This is a genomic window from Marinobacter sp. LV10R510-11A, assembly GCF_900215155.1.
In the GTDB taxonomy this organism is placed as follows: Bacteria; Pseudomonadota; Gammaproteobacteria; order Pseudomonadales; family Oleiphilaceae; genus Marinobacter.
This window is the reverse complement of record NZ_LT907980.1, coordinates 1022022-1039996: the sequence shown is the minus strand read 5'-3', so window position 1 is coordinate 1039996 and position 17975 is coordinate 1022022. Positions and strand designations below refer to the sequence as shown.

19 protein-coding genes and 4 pseudogenes are annotated in these 17975 nt (G+C 55.1%); 10 read left to right on the top strand and 13 right to left on the bottom strand.

The features are described from left to right. Positions 1-11: 11 nt before the first annotated feature. Genes CPH80_RS04955 through CPH80_RS21535 form a run of 3 tightly spaced genes read left to right on the top strand, consistent with a single transcriptional unit; the run spans position 12 to position 2442 of the window. Positions 12-1583 (top strand): multicopper oxidase family protein, encoded by a 1572-nt coding sequence (locus CPH80_RS04955; protein WP_096275879.1) that lies wholly within the window; start codon positions 12-14, stop codon positions 1581-1583. 46 nt (positions 1584-1629) lie between these two features. Further along, positions 1630-2256 carry a class I SAM-dependent methyltransferase gene (locus CPH80_RS04950; RefSeq protein WP_096275878.1) on the top strand — a complete coding sequence of 209 codons (627 nt, stop codon included), beginning with the start codon at positions 1630-1632 and terminating at the stop codon, positions 2254-2256. A 36-nt stretch (positions 2257-2292) separates the two neighbouring features. Further along, positions 2293-2442 (top strand): hypothetical protein, encoded by a 150-nt coding sequence (locus CPH80_RS21535; protein ID WP_157746854.1) that lies wholly within the window; start codon positions 2293-2295, stop codon positions 2440-2442. A 108-nt stretch (positions 2443-2550) separates the two neighbouring features. Here the strand turns inward: CPH80_RS21535 and CPH80_RS04945 are convergent, their stop codons facing one another. After that, the gene (locus CPH80_RS04945; RefSeq protein ID WP_157746853.1) at positions 2551-2829 is read right to left on the bottom strand and encodes a transposase; all 279 of its coding nucleotides are present in this window, start codon (positions 2827-2829) and stop codon (positions 2551-2553) included. A 79-nt stretch (positions 2830-2908) separates the two neighbouring features. On the opposite strand from CPH80_RS04945, the pseudogene CPH80_RS04940 reads away from it, so the two are divergent. Continuing rightward, positions 2909-3586: pseudogene (locus tag CPH80_RS04940) on the top strand (transposase); the annotation flags it as partial. 189 nt (positions 3587-3775) lie between these two features. Here CPH80_RS04940 and CPH80_RS04935 read toward each other — a convergent pair. The 3 genes and pseudogenes from CPH80_RS04935 to CPH80_RS04920 all read right to left on the bottom strand — a co-directional run. Next, a pseudogene (locus tag CPH80_RS04935) lies at positions 3776-3991 on the bottom strand (transposase); the annotation flags it as partial. A gap of 410 nt (positions 3992-4401) precedes the next feature. Further along, entirely contained in the window at positions 4402-4902 is a 501-nt protein-coding gene (locus CPH80_RS04925) for a hypothetical protein (RefSeq protein WP_096275874.1), read from the bottom strand. Between the two features lie 106 nt (positions 4903-5008). Next, positions 5009-5647, bottom strand: a complete 639-nt coding sequence (locus CPH80_RS04920; protein ID WP_264754819.1) for a DMT family transporter — start codon at positions 5645-5647, stop codon at positions 5009-5011. Positions 5648-5879: 232 nt separating this feature from the next. Between CPH80_RS04920 and CPH80_RS04915 the strand changes: the two genes are divergently transcribed. Continuing rightward, positions 5880-6272 carry a hypothetical protein gene (locus CPH80_RS04915; protein WP_227520356.1) on the top strand — a complete coding sequence of 131 codons (393 nt, stop codon included), beginning with the start codon at positions 5880-5882 and terminating at the stop codon, positions 6270-6272. Positions 6273-6652: 380 nt separating this feature from the next. Here the strand turns inward: CPH80_RS04915 and CPH80_RS04910 are convergent, their stop codons facing one another. Beyond that, positions 6653-7201 carry an OsmC family protein gene (locus CPH80_RS04910; protein ID WP_096281413.1) on the bottom strand — a complete coding sequence of 183 codons (549 nt, stop codon included), beginning with the start codon at positions 7199-7201 and terminating at the stop codon, positions 6653-6655. Positions 7202-8338: 1137 nt separating this feature from the next. Between CPH80_RS04910 and CPH80_RS04905 the strand changes: the two genes are divergently transcribed. Then, complete coding sequence (locus CPH80_RS04905) at positions 8339-9559, top strand: SAM-dependent methyltransferase (RefSeq protein ID WP_096275872.1); 1221 nt, start codon at positions 8339-8341, stop codon at positions 9557-9559. Here CPH80_RS04905 and CPH80_RS04900 read toward each other — a convergent pair. The 3 genes from CPH80_RS04900 to CPH80_RS04890 all read right to left on the bottom strand — a co-directional run bounded on the left by CPH80_RS04900 (position 9520) and on the right by CPH80_RS04890 (position 10601). Next, a complete protein-coding gene (locus tag CPH80_RS04900; protein ID WP_096275871.1) occupies positions 9520-9762 on the bottom strand; it encodes an RNA polymerase sigma factor in 243 nt (80 codons plus the stop codon). The two genes, CPH80_RS04905 and CPH80_RS04900, sit on opposite strands and share 40 nt — an antisense overlap. A 285-nt stretch (positions 9763-10047) precedes the next feature. Further along, on the bottom strand, positions 10048-10380 hold the full coding sequence (locus CPH80_RS04895; RefSeq protein ID WP_180326148.1) for a hypothetical protein: 333 nt from the start codon (positions 10378-10380) through the stop codon (positions 10048-10050). 17 nt (positions 10381-10397) lie between these two features. Continuing rightward, a complete protein-coding gene (locus CPH80_RS04890) occupies positions 10398-10601 on the bottom strand; it encodes a DUF2892 domain-containing protein (protein WP_096275870.1) in 204 nt (67 codons plus the stop codon). Positions 10602-10837: 236 nt separating this feature from the next. Here CPH80_RS04890 and CPH80_RS04885 point away from each other — a divergent pair, with 236 nt between their 5' ends. Continuing rightward, the gene (locus CPH80_RS04885; RefSeq protein ID WP_096275869.1) at positions 10838-11152 is read left to right on the top strand and encodes an ArsR/SmtB family transcription factor; all 315 of its coding nucleotides are present in this window, start codon (positions 10838-10840) and stop codon (positions 11150-11152) included. A gap of 138 nt (positions 11153-11290) precedes the next feature. Beyond that, on the top strand, positions 11291-12241 hold the full coding sequence (locus CPH80_RS04880) for a DMT family transporter (protein WP_096275868.1): 951 nt from the start codon (positions 11291-11293) through the stop codon (positions 12239-12241). Between the two features lie 53 nt (positions 12242-12294). Here CPH80_RS04880 and petA read toward each other — a convergent pair. After that, positions 12295-12891 (bottom strand): annotated as a pseudogene (gene petA, locus CPH80_RS04875) (ubiquinol-cytochrome c reductase iron-sulfur subunit). A 230-nt stretch (positions 12892-13121) separates the two neighbouring features. After that, positions 13122-13982: a hypothetical protein gene (locus CPH80_RS04870; protein ID WP_096275867.1), complete on the bottom strand. Its 861-nt coding sequence runs from the start codon at positions 13980-13982 to the stop codon at positions 13122-13124. Positions 13983-14272: 290 nt separating this feature from the next. Here CPH80_RS04870 and CPH80_RS04865 point away from each other — a divergent pair, with 290 nt between their 5' ends. Next, on the top strand, positions 14273-14557 hold the full coding sequence (locus CPH80_RS04865; RefSeq protein ID WP_096275866.1) for a hypothetical protein: 285 nt from the start codon (positions 14273-14275) through the stop codon (positions 14555-14557). Here the strand turns inward: CPH80_RS04865 and CPH80_RS04860 are convergent. The 3 genes from CPH80_RS04860 to CPH80_RS22900 all read right to left on the bottom strand — a co-directional run bounded on the left by CPH80_RS04860 (position 14543) and on the right by CPH80_RS22900 (position 16093). Further along, positions 14543-14764 (bottom strand): SHOCT domain-containing protein, encoded by a 222-nt coding sequence (locus tag CPH80_RS04860; RefSeq protein ID WP_096275865.1) that lies wholly within the window; start codon positions 14762-14764, stop codon positions 14543-14545. The genes CPH80_RS04865 and CPH80_RS04860 overlap by 15 nt on opposite strands. A gap of 90 nt (positions 14765-14854) precedes the next feature. Then, the gene (locus CPH80_RS04855) at positions 14855-15943 is read right to left on the bottom strand and encodes a class I SAM-dependent methyltransferase (protein WP_197703608.1); all 1089 of its coding nucleotides are present in this window, start codon (positions 15941-15943) and stop codon (positions 14855-14857) included. Between the two features lie 15 nt (positions 15944-15958). Further along, a complete protein-coding gene (locus CPH80_RS22900; protein ID WP_264754818.1) occupies positions 15959-16093 on the bottom strand; it encodes a hypothetical protein in 135 nt (44 codons plus the stop codon). A gap of 376 nt (positions 16094-16469) precedes the next feature. Between CPH80_RS22900 and tnpC the strand changes: the two are divergent. Further along, positions 16470-17908, top strand: a pseudogene (gene tnpC, locus CPH80_RS04850) (IS66 family transposase). The last annotated feature ends 67 nt before the right edge of the window (positions 17909-17975 follow it).

The window sequence follows — 17975 nt, the reverse complement described above, 5'->3', positions numbered from 1 at the left end:
AGGGTTTCCGTATGAAGCGTATTGATCAAAGGCGCCGAAGTCTGTTGGGTGGTATCGGCGGTGTTGCAGGTGTTGCTGCCTTGTCGCCGTCGCTGCTACTTAGTGCCTGCGGAAACGACTTGTCAGCAGATAGTAGTACGGGTGTGGTATCGGCGTCCGAGGCTGACAAAGACGAGGTTGATGTCGATTTTCGACTGCGTGCCCGCCGCGATACCGTGCCGATACTGCCCGGCGCGCCAAGCGAGGTCTGGCGTTATGAAGCCGCTATGTTCCACGGCCCCGCGAATACGCTAACGCCGGTGAGCGAGAGCTACCCCGGGCCACTGATTCGACTACGCCGCGGACAGCGCGTACGTGCAAGGCTGGAAAACCGGTTGCCCGAGGACACCACGATACACTGGCACGGCTTACACGTGCCGCCTGACGTGGATGGTCAGCCGCGCCTGCCGATCAAACCTGGCGATGACATGACGGTCACGTTCGACGTGCGCGACCGCGCGGGCTTGTACTGGTATCACCCGCACCCCCACGGCGCGGATGGCGGTCGCGTGGGCTTTCAAAGCTATGCGGGGCTGGCCGGCCCACTGGTGATCGAGGACGACATCGAAAGCGCGCTTGGCCTGCCCGACGGCGAGCAGGAACTGATCCTGATACTGCAGGATCGCAGTTTCGCCGGTGACAACGAATTGACCTATCTCGGCGGCATGGGATCGATGATGACCCGCATGCAGGGGTTTCTCGGCGACCGTGTTCTGGTCAACGGCCGCCCGCCGGAAACCCGTGATGTCGGCACCCGGGCCTATCGCCTGCGGATTCTCAACGGTTCCAATGCGCGTATTTACAAGCTGGCCTGGAGCGACGGTCAGCCGGTGACGGTTATCGGCACGGACGGCGGACTGCTCGCAAAACCGCGGCAATTGCCATACGTGACCTTGGCGCCGGCGCAGCGCGTGGATGTGTGGATCGACCTGTCTCAGGCGGATGTCGGTCAGCAACTAAGCCTTGTCAGCGAGCAATACCGCGGTGGGATGATGGGCGGCATGATGGGCAGGTCGGCGTTGCCTGCAGGCGCGCGATTCGATCTGCTGGGCCTGCGCGTAACAGATCGTGCGCGCGATGGGCGTTCGCTACCCCAGAGCCTGGATCCTGAGCTTGCGACACCACCTGTAACAGCGGCTACGCCAATACGCCGTTTCGAACTCGGGATGCGGATGATGCGCGGCTTTTCCATCAACGGGCGCCAATTCGAAGGCGCGAAGGTTGCCGATGACGAAATCGTAGCGTTGGGCGACACCGAAATCTGGGAATTCGCCAATGACACCAGGATGCCGCATCCGATGCATGTGCACGGCCTGCAGTTCGCGGTGATCGGACGCCAGACTTTTAGCGGTCGGCGCGGCTGGTCGGGCCTGGACGCAGGGCTGGTGGATGCCGGCCTGCACGACACGGTGCTGGTGCTTCCGGGCGAACGTGTACGTGTGGCGCTGACCTTCAACGATTTCAAAGGCCTCTATATCTACCACTGCCACAACATGGAGCACGAGGACAACGGTATGATGCGCTATTACAGAGTGCGCGCATGATGGCCCGGGGCCGCCTGCGCGAACCACGATACGAAGCTGATCCGCAGTGAAGACACAAAATCAGGTCGTCACGGAATACAGGAGGCTCGCGAACGCTTATGACAGGAAGTGGTCGTTCTATATCGAAGCGACCACGCGCGAAACGATCGCGCGCCTGTCATTACATGCCGAGGGTCGATTGCTCGATATCGGCTGTGGTACCGGCGCCTTGCTGCATCGCCTCGCCGCGGTGCATCCGGTCTCCCGACTGGCCGGGGTGGATCCCGTGCCCGAGATGCTGGAAGTTGCGCGTGACAAGCTCTCGCCGGCGATCGAGCTTCGTCAAGGCTGGGCCGAACAGTTGCCGTTTGCCGATTCGCAGTTCGACATCGTTGTTTCCTGCAGCATGTTCCATTATATCGACCGGCCTAGCGATGCATTAGGCGAGATACAGCGCGTTTTGCGGCCCGGCGGGCAACTCGTCGTCACGGATTGGTGCGGGGACTACCTGACGTGCCGGCTGTTTGAGCGATATCAGCGCCTGCGCGGTCGCGCGCACGCCCGGATCTATCGAGCGCGTGACTGCAAGCGACTGCTCGAACAGGCCGGTTTCGCAGCAGTGGAAATCGACGCCTACAAAATCAACTGGCGATGGGGGCTCATGACCGCCCGGTGCACCCGTGTTCCCGCTTAGATCAAACACGAAGACGCATCGCCGAGATACGCCACGATGACGATGGCTGCCGGCACGTTGTCCCTTTGCCCAAAATCCGCGATTGCCCTGGCGGCAGTGCCGATGATCGATGCCGAAGCCGGCGTTTTGCGTAATTTATCGGTTGTGGGCTCGCCTTACGGGCGCAACCCAGGCCGAAGGCAATGAAAATCGCAGGCATTTGTGCTTTGATCGCGCACGGGCTCGATATTGGCGCAGAGCAACCCCTGCACCGTTTTCAGGTGCGGGTTTGGCGTGTCGATCACGCGCCTGGGGTTACGTCGCGCCACGCACGGCCAATTCCCAGCAGCGATGTCGGATGGTATTGAACAGCGCCACGGCTTCGCGGTTGACCTTCAGACACAGTTGCCCCGCGTGACGCACCACCTTGCCGGCGGTCTGGTAGACCCGCCAGCGTAGTGTCTGGATCTGATGCCGATGCCAGGTGCTGTCCAAAGTCCATTGCGTGAAGCCTTTGAACAGGTTGTAGGCGAGCCCACCCAGACGAAAGAACACCGCGTTGGCAGCGAACTGGCCGCAGGGCATGCGTTCCATGCCAAAGCCGATCTTGAGTTCCTTGATCCGATTCTCGCTGGCTTCGCCGTTGTGGGCCGTACCAGGCCATGGTGGCCACCGCACTTTCTTCGCGATTGCTGGCCACCGCGGCATGGTCGATGGCGCGGCGTGGCTGGTCGATCAGGTGCTGCCCGAGCGGCCGATCCGACAATGGGTGTTGAGCCTCCCTTTTCCAATGCGGTTTCTGTTGGCCACCCATCCGACATTGATTGGCCGGGTGCTTGGTATCGTGTATCGCGTCATCGCCGCGCACCTGATCAAACAGGCCGGCTACACGCAACAGTCAGCCCGCACTGGCGCGGTCACGTTGATTCAGCGCTTCGGTTCGGCCCTGAACCTCAACGTCCACTTCCACATGCTCTTTCTCGACGGCGTCTACCAGGTGGCGCCTGACGGCACCCGCCTGCGTTTCCAGTGGGTGCGCAGGCCGACGTTTCCGCAACTGACGCAACTGGCCCACACCATCGCCCGCCGGGTGGGCCAGCTGCTCGAACGCGACACCGAACAGCTTGACCTGGGCAAGGTGCTGGACGAAGACGACCCGATGCCCGATCTGGTGGGCCACTCCATCACCTACTGCATTGCTGTGGGCCCGCACCGGGGTCGCAAGGTGTTTACGCTCCAGACTATGCCGACCTGTGATGAGGAGGATTGGGCGACTGGCGATCCCGGTAACGTGGCCGGCTTTTCCTTGCATGCCGGGGTGGCGGTGAAAGTCTGCCAGCGATCTTCGGTTTACTTATCGGGACTCTATTTTTTGATGAGACATTCAGTACCGTGAAAATTACGGGAATTGCGATCACGGTTGTGGGGCTACTGGTGATAATCGTAGTTCCAAATCAGGAAAAACGTATCATTTAGGATATTAGGAGCTGTAATCGAGAGGTGCAGGTGGTCTACGAAACTTATTTTACCGCTGGGGCGCAATGGTTCGATGGTGGCGACAGGCGCGGCACTGGAATAGCGTGTGGTGCCGCCGACGCACCCGAGAATAGGCCGTGCCCTCGCAGCGTGGGCAGCGAAAGCCGTTCGGCCAGCGCGTCTGCTCTAACGCCGCCGCACACTGCGTTTCGCTCCCATAGCGCTCGAAAAACTCGGGCATCGACAGGCCGGGCTGGAACTGGATGGGGTTCATCGCCATGGTGTCATCCTCCATCGGTCAGCTATACGTATATACAGTATAGCGCTTGTCGTCATGAAGGAAAGCTGGGCTGACGATCGTTGCTAATCAGGAAAAACAATTATCGCAGCAGCAATCACAGCCATGCTCTCTACTATGGCAAATGCCAATTCTGGTTTGGCGGATCGAATAAACGAGGCGCGAACCTACCCGAACAAAACGGTCGAGAAAGTAGATACGAGGGCGTTGACTATTCACCATAAACAGATGCATATGAAAATGAGTAAATCTGAACTAAGGGATCATCAGGATTCGTCAAACTAAAAATATTTTTAAACCCACGCGCTCACATACAATGAGCGCTAATACCATAAGATATTTTCCAGCCACGCTAAGAAGAGCGTGGCTGATTATTTTACTCTGAATATACTCTAAATGTGCTCTTCCTCACGCTTCGAAACCAACCACCCAAGAAACATCCATCTTGTGGAATAAGCTAGCAACATTGGCAAGACCACCCACTGGGCTAGAGGCAATATTCCTGTGCCGGTCACAGCAAGTTCGGGCATCCGTTCACTGTAACTCCATCTTTGTCCGTCTCCCGTTGCCCAATACTCAAAAATAATCGTCACGATCAGTCCGACACAGAGATAGACCAACAGAGTCGACCGGCTCCAGGATTTCGCCACCCAGAACCAATCCCGGGATAAACATGCCGCCATCGTGTAAGCGCCAAAGGCTATATTCGCGTCTCCGAGGGTCGCACGTGTACAGAGCCAGACTACATCCCAGTGACGCGCTTCGGCCATACCAAGGAAAAACGGTACTTGTGCCATTTCCCAGAAAAAATGCAGAAAGAAGCTTACACCCCAGACCATTAGAGCGAGCACGGCTGCGGCCCTTGGTCTACGCGAAACATTCAGAGAACCCATTTCATCTCCAACGAGGCCAAGCGCTCCAGCCTTCCAAATTTGCTGTCGCTATTATTAGCATTGCGTATGTTTTCCTGATTTGGAATTATGATGATTACCATTAACCCTAAAACAGTGACCGCGATCCCGGCGAGCTCCACCACCGAAACGTTTCATTGAAAAATAGAGTCCCGATAAGTAAACCGAACACCGGTGTTAGAAAAGTAAAAGAGTTGAGTTTATTTAACGGTGCTCTGGCCAGAAGCTCATACCAGAGCACAACCATTAACGCGGTCGCCGGAGCTGCAAGCACGAAGACCGCTCCGGCAAATGACCATGTCCAGTCAACTTCAAAGCCTTCACCCGCTAACAATGAAGTGACAAAAAGAAATGCTGCCCCAAGAATGAGCTGAATCCCCATCGGCCAGTACACATCTCCCTCGCCGGCCTGAAGTTTCAACAGAACATTACCAATTGCCGTCCCAACGGCCCCACCAAGTACATACAGCGCGCCGATAGAACGATCTGCACCAAAGTCAAAACCGGGTAGAGCGAGAATAACAACCCCGACAAAGCCGATGAACAAGCCCAAATACAAACAAACGGTAATTACTTCCTTAAGTATAAAAAGCGACAGTATCGCGGCGAACAGAGGTTGCGCATTCGCCAGCACAGTTGCGACGCCTGGCCCTACGTTACTCGCCCCGAGAAACATGCCGCCGAGGCCCCTTCCGGTGTAACTGAAACCAATCAGCGCAAGCATCATCAAACCCCGAAACGAGTAATGGGGCCTCGCCCCATTTTCATTCCTACAACAATTAAACATCCTCCCGCCAACAGTGCCCTCAGAGACGCGAACAGTAAGGGAGGCGATCCGGTAACCCAACGGTTATGAACGGAAAGCTGATGGCCCAAAGAATCGCGACAACCACCATTCGGGGTCTGCCCTTCCCGGCCTTGATGTCGACAATGGCTCGGCGTTCATCAACGACGCACTCGTGCAGTATTGCGCGAGTCACGACATCAAGTTCACACGCTCGCGACCCTATCACAAGAACGATCAGGCGTGGATTGAGCAGAAAAACGGATCCGTGGTCAGGCGCCTGGTCGGTTACCGCCGACTCAAGGGCCAAATCGCCGTCGATACCTTCGCGCAGCTTTATGCGTTTGCCCGATTATTTGTCAACTTTTTCCAACCGTCGTTCAAGCTCAAAGAAAAAGTCCGCCGCAGCAGGCGCATCGTCAAGCACTACGATGCACCGCAGACCCCTTGCGCAAGACTGTTGTCATCGAACGATATTTCCGAGCAGGTGAAGGCCCGTCTACACGACATGACTGAAACCCTCGATCCGTTGCTGCTGCTCGACCCAATCCGCGATCGACAGCGCTAGCTCGCGTTACTGGCGGATGGCGGCCAACCGTCAGTACCCGCGCCGCCCAAGGACGACCTCACCCGATTCCTCGCTGGCCTGTCGAGCGCGTGGCACGAGGGTGAGGTGCGACCGACACACCAAGCCAAACTCAGCGCTTGCCAATACGGGCGCACGCGCAAAGATCCCTTCGAAACCGTCTGGCCGACAATCTGACAATGGCTGGATAAAGAGCCCGATCGAACGGGCAGAGACCTGTTCACGCGACTGCAGAGTGACTACCCCGGGATCTTTCCAGATGACCAGCTGCGCACGTTACAGCGCCGGATCAGGGCATGGCGCCGACAGATGGCGCACCAACTCGTGTTCGGCGAGCAACTTATTGGTTCGCATTTCTTCCGTCAGTCGACGACCAGTTCGATTTCGAGGTTCACGGCGTTGGTGATGTTGTCCACCAACGGAGACGTCGCTTCGACTCGTCTTCGGAGTTCGGCGAGCTCTTTCTCCGAGGCGTCCGTATCGACGTGTGCGACACATCGGATGGACCCGTAGCCGGGACGGACGTCTTGGGATATCCCGAGAAATCCCCGTAGGTCCAGGTCGCCTTCGAGGTCGAACCGCAGGTGGTCCAGTTTGATGCCCATGGCGGCGGCGTTCGCCGCGTACCCAACGCTTAGACATGAACCCAGCGCCGCGAGAAGAAGTTCGACCGCGTTCGGCGCAGCGCGCTGGCCAAGAATCTGTTCCGGTTCGTCGCCTTCGATTTCGAATTGCCGTGTAGTGACGTGTTCACCGGCTTGATCGAAGCCGTCGATGGTCGTCACACTCTGCAGGGCGCCAGTCCAGTTCGTGCGGGCACGAAACGTGAACTGCCCGGCGTTCGGTGCTTGCGTGATCGCTTGGGTCGCTTGGCCGAGTTGCTCGACGTCGACTCCGTTCGTCGTTGACATAGCTTTGTTCTCCTGAAATCGTTGTTCGAATGAGAAATCCGCGCCCGAAAGCACCGACATCATTATCCCGTGCTGGTGACGCCTTGAGCTTAAGCATTACAACATACAAACCTGAAACCAAACTGAATTACTAAACTAATTTCGGTAATTTGGAAACTAGTATTAAATATGGAAAACAATTATCGCAGCAGCAACCACAGAGATGTTCTCTACTATGGAAAATGCCAATTCTGTCTTGGCGGATCGAATGAACGAGGCGCGAAGCTATCCGAACAAAACGGTCGAGAAAGTAGATACGAGGGCGCTGAATATTCATCATAAACAGATACACATGAAAATGAGCAAATCTGAACGATGGATTCCTCAGGATTCGTCAAACTAAATCCATCAAAAAGTTCATGCTCTCAAACACAATAAGCGCTAATACCATAAGATGTTTTCCAGTCACGCCTGAGTTCAAGTAATAAGTGCAGCACTGCTCGTATTCCTAAGTTCAAGTAATAGGTGCAACACCACTTGTTTTGAGGCCGCCCGAGCACGGCGGTTTTCACAAATGAAGCCGTTATTTTACTGACCTATCAGTCAGCGGAGGCATTCAAGTGATTGCCTGACATCAGCAAAAAGATAAATGAGGTAGAACAGGAAATGAGTAGAAATCCATTGAGCGATTCAACACCAGCCAGAAATATCAGATGACGGGGCAACACCCTTCCTCTAGAGCGAATGCCTGTCTTAGGTGGACGAAGTGGCTCGCCAATTTGCCAAACGACTCTCAAAAACAGCGCATTGCTGTTCCGGAATTGTTTTCCGAACAAGAGCCAGACTGCTGGCGATTGTTCAGCGTTTCGTCAGGACGTAGGAAATTGAAGGGTTACGGTTGAAGGCATTCAGACAGGGTTCAGTTTCACAGTATAGACTAGGATAGGAGCAAGGTTACCTCGCTGCCATCGATTCACGCGACCAAGCGGAGAAGTTACATGACACAGCAGCCGACACTGCGAGTATCAATCAATGGTTATGGTGTTATCGGGAAACGGTCGAGGCTACCGAATATATCTCAGGCCCATCCGTGACAACGATTTGGAAGAAGAAGTCATTCTTTCAACAGCTGAGAAACCATAACGACGAGGAAAAACGATGTGGACAAGATTGCTCTCTATTTTTTTGAAGCGCCTGATCAATCAGGGGGCCTTGGTCGTCGTCTACCCTGACGGGAGGTCAATACGATACGGTGATGGGTTGACACCTGCCGTCACCATGCGTTTGCACGTGCGCGCGCTGCCACGCAAACTCCTGATCAATCCCGACCTCGCATTGGGCGAGGCCTATATGGACGGCACACTCACTGTCGACCAGGATGATATCTATGATCTGGTCGAATTGTTGGTCGTCAATCTGAGACTCCAGCCCGACGTATGGCATTACCACTGGTTAGCACACCTCCGGCGGCTTTACCGCAGGCTCTCGCAGTTCAACCCTGCCGGGCGAGCTCAGCGCAACGTGGCGCATCATTATGATCTGTCCGGTGCGCTATACGACCTGTTCCTAGACGCCGACCGTCAATACTCCTGTGCCTATTTTCGAGATGCAGGTGACACTCTTGAGACAGCGCAAAGCAATAAGAAAACGCTGATCGCCGCCAAACTCCTCCTGTCGCCAGAACAACGGGTTCTTGATATCGGCTGTGGCTGGGGCGGGCTCGGGCTTCATCTCGCTCGTGACTATGGTGCCCGCGTCACCGGGGTGACCCTCTCGCATGAGCAACACAAGATCGCGGAAGAGCGTGCTCGGGCCGAAGGTTTTGGCGACCGCGTGCAATTTTGTCTGCAAGACTACCGCGACATCGACGGCACTTTTGATCGGATCGTATCAGTCGGCATGTTCGAGCATGTCGGGGTTCCACACTACAAGGAGTTCTTCGCCACCCTGCGAGACCGCCTCAAAGACGATGGTGTCGCCCTGCTGCACACGATCGGCCGGGCCGACGGACCGGGATCAACCAATCCCTGGATCGCCAATTATATTTTCCCCGGTGGCTACAGCCCTGCCCTATCGGAGGTACTTGCCATCGTGGAACAGTCCGGTCTCTATGTTACCGATGTCGAAGTGTGGCGACTTCATTATGCGGAGACGCTGAAGGAGTGGCGCAATCGGTTCGAGGCCAAACTGGATCAAGTACGGTCAATCTATGACGAGCGGTTCTGTCGCATGTGGCGGTTCTACCTTGTTGCCAGCGAAGTAGCATTCCGGCACAACGGCCATGTCGTCTTTCAAATCCAGCTTGCTAAAAAACAGGACGCGGTGCCTCTCACTCGATATTATCTGACTGCTTGCGCGACGCAACCACAATCCAGATAGCCATGAATTCGGCAGCTCTGACACGTCTCTTCCAGCCGTTTTCGCAGAGCCTCTCGCGACCGATGCAACCGCTCCCTCAAATTACCCTCGGAGATATCAAACACTACCGCGATGCTTTCGTGGGATTCACCAACCAGCTCCGCGTGCCACAAAATATTGGCGTACTCTGGTTTAAGGGTTGGCAGGAGTTTGTAAAACCACATGCAGACAACGAAGTCGAGATCGCCTAAGGTTCAGTTTCAATTTATAGGATGGTCTAACGTGTAGAGTTGAGCTCACCGCCGCCATCAAACACGTCAAGACAGAGAAGCCATGTCACGCCATACTTAACCGTATTGAATGCAACGGAATGGCTCTGTTCAACCTAGCCTCAAGGCCATTGATATGAAGGGGCACTCAGAGTCCATCCTGCAGAGTCAGCTCTCGGTGATCGATACCGGTGAACCGTTAGCGCCTGAATTCGAACTTTTCAGCGAAGGGGACGAACTCTAGGTCAATTCGTAGATTCGCCGCAGCGAGTCGACGTTTAAAACCCCGTCGGGATTGGTCTCGTTGACGACACCCACAACCACCATGTCATAAAGCGAGAACCGTGCCTTCATTTCGTCATGGAAGACTCGTACCGGCTCATCGGCGGCAAGCATGTTCTCCGGGTCGGTATCAACAGCCAGTGGATTGAGCAGGCTGAACCGCTCGAGCCAGAGGCTCGGTAGCGCCGCCAGAGCCACTAACGTCAGTGTGACGAGCACCATGGCCCATACGATCAGGCGAGGACGGTCGGTCGCGACAGATCTCCACGATCTATCAATCTTTTCAGACATTTGCGGAGCCCCCAGCGTCAGTCAAAGGCATTGCCGGGCTTCTTACCCAGTGCCTTAAGGATCTTTGCCAGTGGACAGAACCCGGTGAAGGCAGACTGCAGCATATTGGCGCCTACAAACGCGGTAAACCATAGCCAGTATGTCGAGTGAAACTGGGAAAGGGCGAGGCTCACGAGAACGAAAGTACCGGCGAATGCGAGTACGAGACGGTCGATCGACATGGGTATCTCCTGCTATATTGACGAATCTTTGGCGTTTCGGCGGTCTCCGTCACGTAGTCACGTAGTCACGTAAGAGTACCGCACGCATAGAGTTTGCAAGGTTCCGGTCGTGTACCCACCACTTACCGAAGCGGCCAAACGACGAGAGGCAAGCAAGGCCTTACGATCCAATGCTCGCTCAGCGAACCTAACATATTCACACTTGTATAGATATGAAGATATGAAGATATGAAGATATGAACCAAGATCGTATGTTGGAAGCGGCGGATCGAGCCACCAATTTGTTAAAGGCACTTTCCGGGCACAGCAGGCTGATGATTCTGTGCCAACTGGTCAACGGCGAGAGAACGGTGGGCGAGCTAGCGGAAGCGCTGGAGATGCGCCACGCGGCGATCTCCCAGCAACTCTCTCTATTGCGAAAAGACGGCTTGGTGTTTGTCCGACGTGAGGCGCGAAACATGCACTACTCCCTCGCAGGAGATGAGGCACGTCGAGTTATCGAGCTTCTCTACGAGTTGTACTGTGGTAATGAGGCAGGAACCGCCGAGTAACGAACATTCACCGACTCGGCTACGCTGACGTCTCCACTACGCAGCGCTGAAAAATGGCTTGGTCGAACCGCCTTTCGTTGACTTTTTAACACGAAAGGCGCTCTACTTTATGAATTTCGGGCAACAGGGATTTTTTGAATGCAGGGAATTGGTGTATTTACGGCGCTGCTCTTCGGTATGTTATTTTTTGGGAGCGGCACGCCGACCGCCAAGATCGTGACAGAAGGGTTCCCCATTTTCCTGGCACCGTTCTTGCGGCTGTTACTGGCCGCCCTGCTCACTACGCCGCTGCTGATTATCTACCGCCGGGAGCTACGCGGAATCAGCCAGCGCAACTGGCTGCTGATCGGTGGGATCGGAGCGATTGGCCTCGTCGCTTTCAGCTTGTTCCTACTCAGCGGCATGGCCTTGGTCAGCGGTGTCATCGGTGCGGTGGTGATGAGCACTAGCCCCGCTGCCGTCGCCGTTGGGGCGGCCTGGTTTCTGGGAGACACACTCGGTCCAGCGAAGCTGATGGCGGTTGGACTGTCGATCGCGGGTGTCTTGGTCATCAACACCTCTGGAGCCGAGGCGGGCGGCCAAGGCGTCTGGATCTCGATTCTCGGGAGTCTTCTTATGCTAGGAGCGGTGGCTAGCGCGACAGCCTACTCCCTCTTTGCCAAACGCGTCACCAGCGAGGTGAGGCCGGTTCTCTTAATCCCGCTGGCGGCGTGGATTGCCGTCGGCATCTTCGCCGCACCGGGCTTATACCAAGCGGCTAATTTCGACTTCGGCGCCCCAAGCATCGAGCAGTGGAGCGCCCTCGCCTGGTGGGGGGTCGGGCCATACGGGATCGGCACGATGCTGTGGTTCTATGGCCTAAAGTCGGTGCAGGCGAGCACAGCCGCGGGCTTCATGGGAGCGATGCCGGCCAGCGGCCTGCTAGTATCGTATGTCTGGCTCGGCGAAGCCTTCCACTGGATTCACCTGGTCGGCTTCGCCCTAGTGCTCGCGGCGATCGCCCTAGTAGCGTGGGCCCACCAACACGGCAAAGCCGCCGCTGGAGCCAAGGGGAAAGCGTTCAGGAGCTCCACCATCTATCCCTGCTAACGGTGCAGCCCGCAGCCCGGCCTTTCGGGTGGTTTGGCTCAGCTGTTTATAGGCTAACTCGAACTCGTTTTCTCATCAGCACCGATTTCAAGCATGCCGTTATCAAGATATTGGTGGGGAGGAATAATCAAATTGGTCGGTGCCGGCACACCCTTAAATACCCGTCCAGCAAGATCGAACTTTGAACCGTGACATGGACAAAAAAACAGTGCGTGTTGCACCTCTGCCCACCCTTGTGGCTCATAGTTCGGCACGCAACCTAAATGGGTGCAAATACCGACCGCAACAAACAGCTCTTATTTGATGCTTCGATAGTCATTTTTCGCGTAGTCAGGCTGGTGATTGACCTGGGAATCGGGGTCTCGCAATTCAGCTCGATGCGCTTTCGCAGTCAAATTCTTCAAATTTTCGGGCGTGGGCCGAAGTACCCATACGGGTTTGCTCTGCCACGCCACGGTAATCATGGCGCCAGGTTCAATTTTTCCTGGATTAAATTTGACTGGAGCTCCAGCAGCCTTTGCTTTGGCACTGGGATTCCACGATTGCACGAAGGGTATAGCGGCCCCAACCAAGCCCGCGCCGGCCACAAACGATGTTGCAGCAGTCAAAAAACGCCGCCGCTGTAAATTGGGTTCATTGATCTTCGTCATGGCCTTAAAACTCCATTCTGATTCTTCGCTATATTGCTTCCCTAATGGTGCGGGCGTCGGAGCCACTCGGCATAATAATCAATCAGTATCAAAGACTCTGAATCAGTTTACACAGGAACGGTTGGAGAAGGGAGTGCCCGTGCCCCCGCTCCCCTCGCCCGCTACCTGCCACCTAACAAATCGAATGCAGCGGCAGGTGCGGGATGCAGCCGGCTTTATCTCTTTAACTTTCACACCGGTTCGACTACCAATAGCCCATCCATGATGAAAGGATAGCCTCCGTAGCTCTTCAGTGGCGCATAAGTACCCGCAGTTGCATTATAAGCGGCATGAATCGGGCAGTAATAGTGGTAGACGCCAGGAGTGCCCAAGGTCACTATTCCCTTTCCTCCATTACCGGGCAGGTTGACCGGCGCAAATGCCTCCATCTGCTCCATCCAAGGTTGATTTCCCTCACCAGGACCCGCTTTTCGATCCGGCATAAGCATAGGTTCGACCGACGGCATGGCGATGTGCATGTCCATGTCTTCGTTGACAAACTGAATGGGCGCGCCGGCTTTGACCACCAGCGCCCAGGGCTCAAAGGTCAAATAGGAGTCGGGAATATCGACCTGCGCCTTTGCCGAGAAGGGAATGCCGCCGCCATGCTCATCAGTGACCACCACTGCCGCATAAGCCGGTAGCGGGAAGTAGGGTGACTCATTGCGAGCGACGACCTGCCCTACCTTGCTGTCGAACCGGGTCGTTTGGTCGTCGTAAAGCAGGTATATGCCCGGCTTAGGCCACTTGAGGTTCTTTTTTTCTCCGGGCTTGATTTGCGCCTTGATTGGCTCGGGAGCTCCGGGCGCGCTGACCAAGCTCAGACCTTGGTTACCTCGGTTGACGATCGGCAGGCTCTCACCCGCGACCAGTTTCAGGACCATAGGCTGGAAGCCCTCGCCGCGAAAGACAAGGCCTTCGTGGTCTGGCATTTTTGCCTTTGCCAAAGCCATGCTCGGCGACATCGTCGAAAGAGCGGCGGTACCGATTATGGCCGACTGGATAAGGTTGCGGCGGGAGACGTGCACCAGGGGCGGTGTGGAATCAGTCATGGGGAGGGCTCCCTGTACGTGAGCGAATGCAACCGGCGCAGAGTCTCTGGCAATATGCGGGTGGCTTTTGGATCTTTTCCGCAGGCTCGTCGGTGAACCGATTTAATTTAAAGCCATTAGGCATGGTTACTTAACAACCGCACTGATTGTCATTAAAAGATAAGCCATATCCGAAACGGTTTCCAGACAAAGATAAAAAAAGGGCGCCTCTCACCCCCGCTGCATAAAGAGACGTCATAAGTCACCTCTGCGCCGCAGATCAAAATCCCTGAAACTTTTGGGGCAATGTTATGGCCTTCGACAATGTGGAGGGAGCGAGGCCCACAGAGGCAAAGAGCAGAAAATCACTGGCGTTTTTTCTAGTAAAAGCCACCGAGAAAGTCATGCCACCGGTTATTAACCTGGGCGGCCTGGTGCTGTCCACAACACGATTGGCCTTCGTCGTCACGATCATCAAGCGTATCAACCTGACGCACGGTCTGGATGGTGGGTCAGTTTTATTGGCCAAAGCGGCCAACAGGCAGGAGTACGTGCAATATCGGCACCCGGGGTCAACGGGGTCAAGACCCCGTTAGATCCCGTTTCTTCTTCTCGAATTCATCTCGGTCGATTTCACCACGGGCATAACGTGCGGCTAGGATATCCAGCGCTTCTTGGTGCGGAGCCTCTATCCGCTTTTCCCCACTGCTCGAAGCCGACGGCCGAAAAATGAAGTAGAAAACCGCGATAACAAGCAGTATCCCCAGTAGCCACATCACAATACCCCCTCCTATGCCCATCATGTCTGTTGGTCCTCCTTTCAGGAAACATGGAATTAAATCAAAACGAGAGCGGACAGTTTACTACCTTAATTAATCCAGCATTCAGTCCCATCAAGGGGAGTCGGGCTCGGCGGGCTTGACGAATTTCAATGTCATGTTGTCCGCCTCACCGATCATTTGGTACCGCGCACGATTCCTGTCTCCCTGCTTCAGCGAGGGTGGCAGGTACCAGACCGGCAGTTTGTGATCGTCTTTCGGGTTGGCATTGATTTCGGAACTCGCAGCAAGGGTGAAACCGGCCCGACGAGCCTGTTCAATTACATACGATTGGGGCAGACGGCCCATTTTATCACTTTCCCCCACAGGCATATCGGGGGCGGCACGATGGGCGACAACGCCGAGCACGCCTCCCGGCTTTAATACTTGGTAGGCGCTACCGAAGAATTGTTGTATCACGGCGCTGGTAGGCTCCCCATGGGGGTTGACGAACACGAGGTCGTGGACGCTTCTGAACGTGAGGACTCTGTCAGCGGAATTGGGGGCGCCCAACGCCAGATACTCAGGTGGAGAAAACGGTTCGAGATGGACTCTGCCGTAAATCTCTGGCGCCCCGTCCAACTTGTGCTGAAAACGGTTGGCCATTTTCCGGAAGAACGGATTGTCGCTTATCTCTGGGAAACTGGCTTCAATGAGCTGACCTTGATCGTGGAGATAGGGCGCCAGTATCTCGGTATACCAGCCACCTCCTGGTAGTACCTCAATGACTCGCATCGATGGTGTTACGCCGAAGAAACTTAACGTTTGCAAAGGATGCCGGTACTGATCACGAGCCTGATGAACTTTGCTTCGCTGGTTACCCTCAATGGCGGCGCGTAACTGCGCCTGGTTTGACGCCGGGAGATCCGCTAGAACCGACGTAGAAAACATCAGTAGAATTGAAGAAAAAACGACACTTGCTTTGATGTTCATCATGCTTATCCCTTTTTTGGCTATCGTTTCCAGAAAGGTACAGTGCATCACCTGGGTCGTCCAATAGCCAGGATGACCATAGTGTTCGTGGATGCCCATTGCCTGCGTTCGATCTAATTGCGCCGTCGAGTAGTACGGCGGGGCGTCTTTCACTGCCTGCCGGATCAGATCGATCGAGACGGTGGCCTCGGACCAGCTGACGCTCTTGATCCATTGCGGCGCAATCAGCACTTGATGACCAAGTCATCAGTTGCTGGTATTCACAATTATGTACCGGATGACCCACGCTTCGTCATCGAAATAGAAATCCTTCACGTGACCAATGACGCCGTCAGTCGCATGGATGGCGTAGTCCTGAATATCATGCACGCTGCGTAACATGTGCTCATCTCCTCTCCGGCGGTAATCCAAATGGGTTTCACCGCGGGATTTATTAGTACGCCGAACGGGCGGCTCGATCGGTGCGATGGCGTACATAGTACCCTTAAGGGTAACTATTCAGCTCAAAAAATCTGTGAAAGTTCTTGACAGGGTTTTTGCTTGAATCTCTTCACCTTATCGGCATACGCACCGATGCTACTAGACAGGCCATAAACGACGACATGAGAGCGATTGGAGGGCTTCAATGACCGATGGCGATCACGGGGCAGCCCCGGTTTTTTAATCGCCGTATAAGGGCGCTCAGAGCCAAAAATGTCGCCCTGAAAACCCGTGCGATAATGGCTGTCTTACAAAGCCATCCCGGTGCGAGCAGACATTGAAAATAGACAATATCGACATTGATTCGGCAATCGCCTCCGTCAAGAACCTTCTTGAGAAAGAGCGTGACCTGTCGCCTTCACTCAAGGCCGCTCTGGAAGTGCTGCTCGTTTTGGTGGCGCTACTGCTCAACCGCACGACGCTCAATAGCAAAAATAGTAGTAAGCCGCCCTCAACGGATCCGAACCGTGACAAATCTTCCAGAAAGGGTTCCAGCAATAGCAAGCCTGGCGGACAGAAGGGGCGTATCGGAACCACCTTGCGGCCAGTCGATGATCCTGATGCCGTGAAAGAGCTGAAAGTCGATCGACGCTCTCTGCCAAAAGGACGGCGGTATCAAGAGGACGGTTATGAAACACGGCAGGTCATCGATATTGATATCGCGCGATTCGTGACTGAATACCGAGCACAGGTTATTAAAGACGACCAGGGGAATCGATTTGTTGCTGCCTTTCCGGACAGGGTCAGTCGGTCGGTTCAGTATGGCATCGGCATCAAGGCCAATGCAGTCTATATGTCGCAGTTTCAGCTACTGCCCTATGACCGAATCCGTGACCACTTTCAGGAGCAGATGGGTATTCCGGTCAGTGCCGGCTCTGTCTTCAATTTCGACAAAGAGGCTTACGAGAAGCTGGATCATTTTGAGCAGTGGGCGAAAGCTCAGCTCGCCAAATCTGAGCTCATGCATGTTGATGAGACCGGCATCAACCTGGACGGGAAGCGCCACTGGTTGCACTGCGCGTCCAATAGCGCATTGACGCTGCTCTATCCCCACACCAAGCGTGGCACCGAGGCCATGGACGAGATGGGCGCTTTACCCTTCTTCAGCGGGGTGCTGTGTCACGATCATTGGAAGCCGTACTACCGTTACGCGTGCACCCATTCCCTGTGCAATGCGCACCATCTTCGGGAGCTGGAGAGGGCATGGGAGCAGGACGATCAACACTGGGCCAAGGCGATGAAAGCACTGCTGATCGATATGAACACAACGGTAGCGGATGCCGGTGGCCGCTTGCCAGCCACTGACGCTGAACGGTGGCGACAGCGCTATCGACAACTTCTCGAAGAGGCAGATAGTGAATGTCCACCACCCGATGAGAGCCTGCGAGAGGCAGGGAAACGAGGCAGGCTAAAACGATCAAAAGCCCGAAACTTGCTGGAAAGGTTGCGCAACTTTGAGCACGACGTTCTGCGTTTTATGGATGTCGAGTACGTCCCCTTCACTAACAATCAGGGGGAGAACGACCTGTGCATGACGAAAGTGCAGCAGAAAATATCCGGTTGTTTTCGATCCACGACGGGGGCGAAGATCTTTTGTCGCGTTCGCAGTTACCTGTCAACGTGCCGTAAGCAGGGGATGTCAGCCACAGAGGCTCTGGCTTTACTCTTTCAGGGAAAAACCCTGCGTTTATGGATACCGATGAGACTCAATTTTAATGATCGTTGCAGATGTGAGCTGAATAGTTACTCGAATTTTATTACGTTTCAGTTTCGGAGAGTTAAC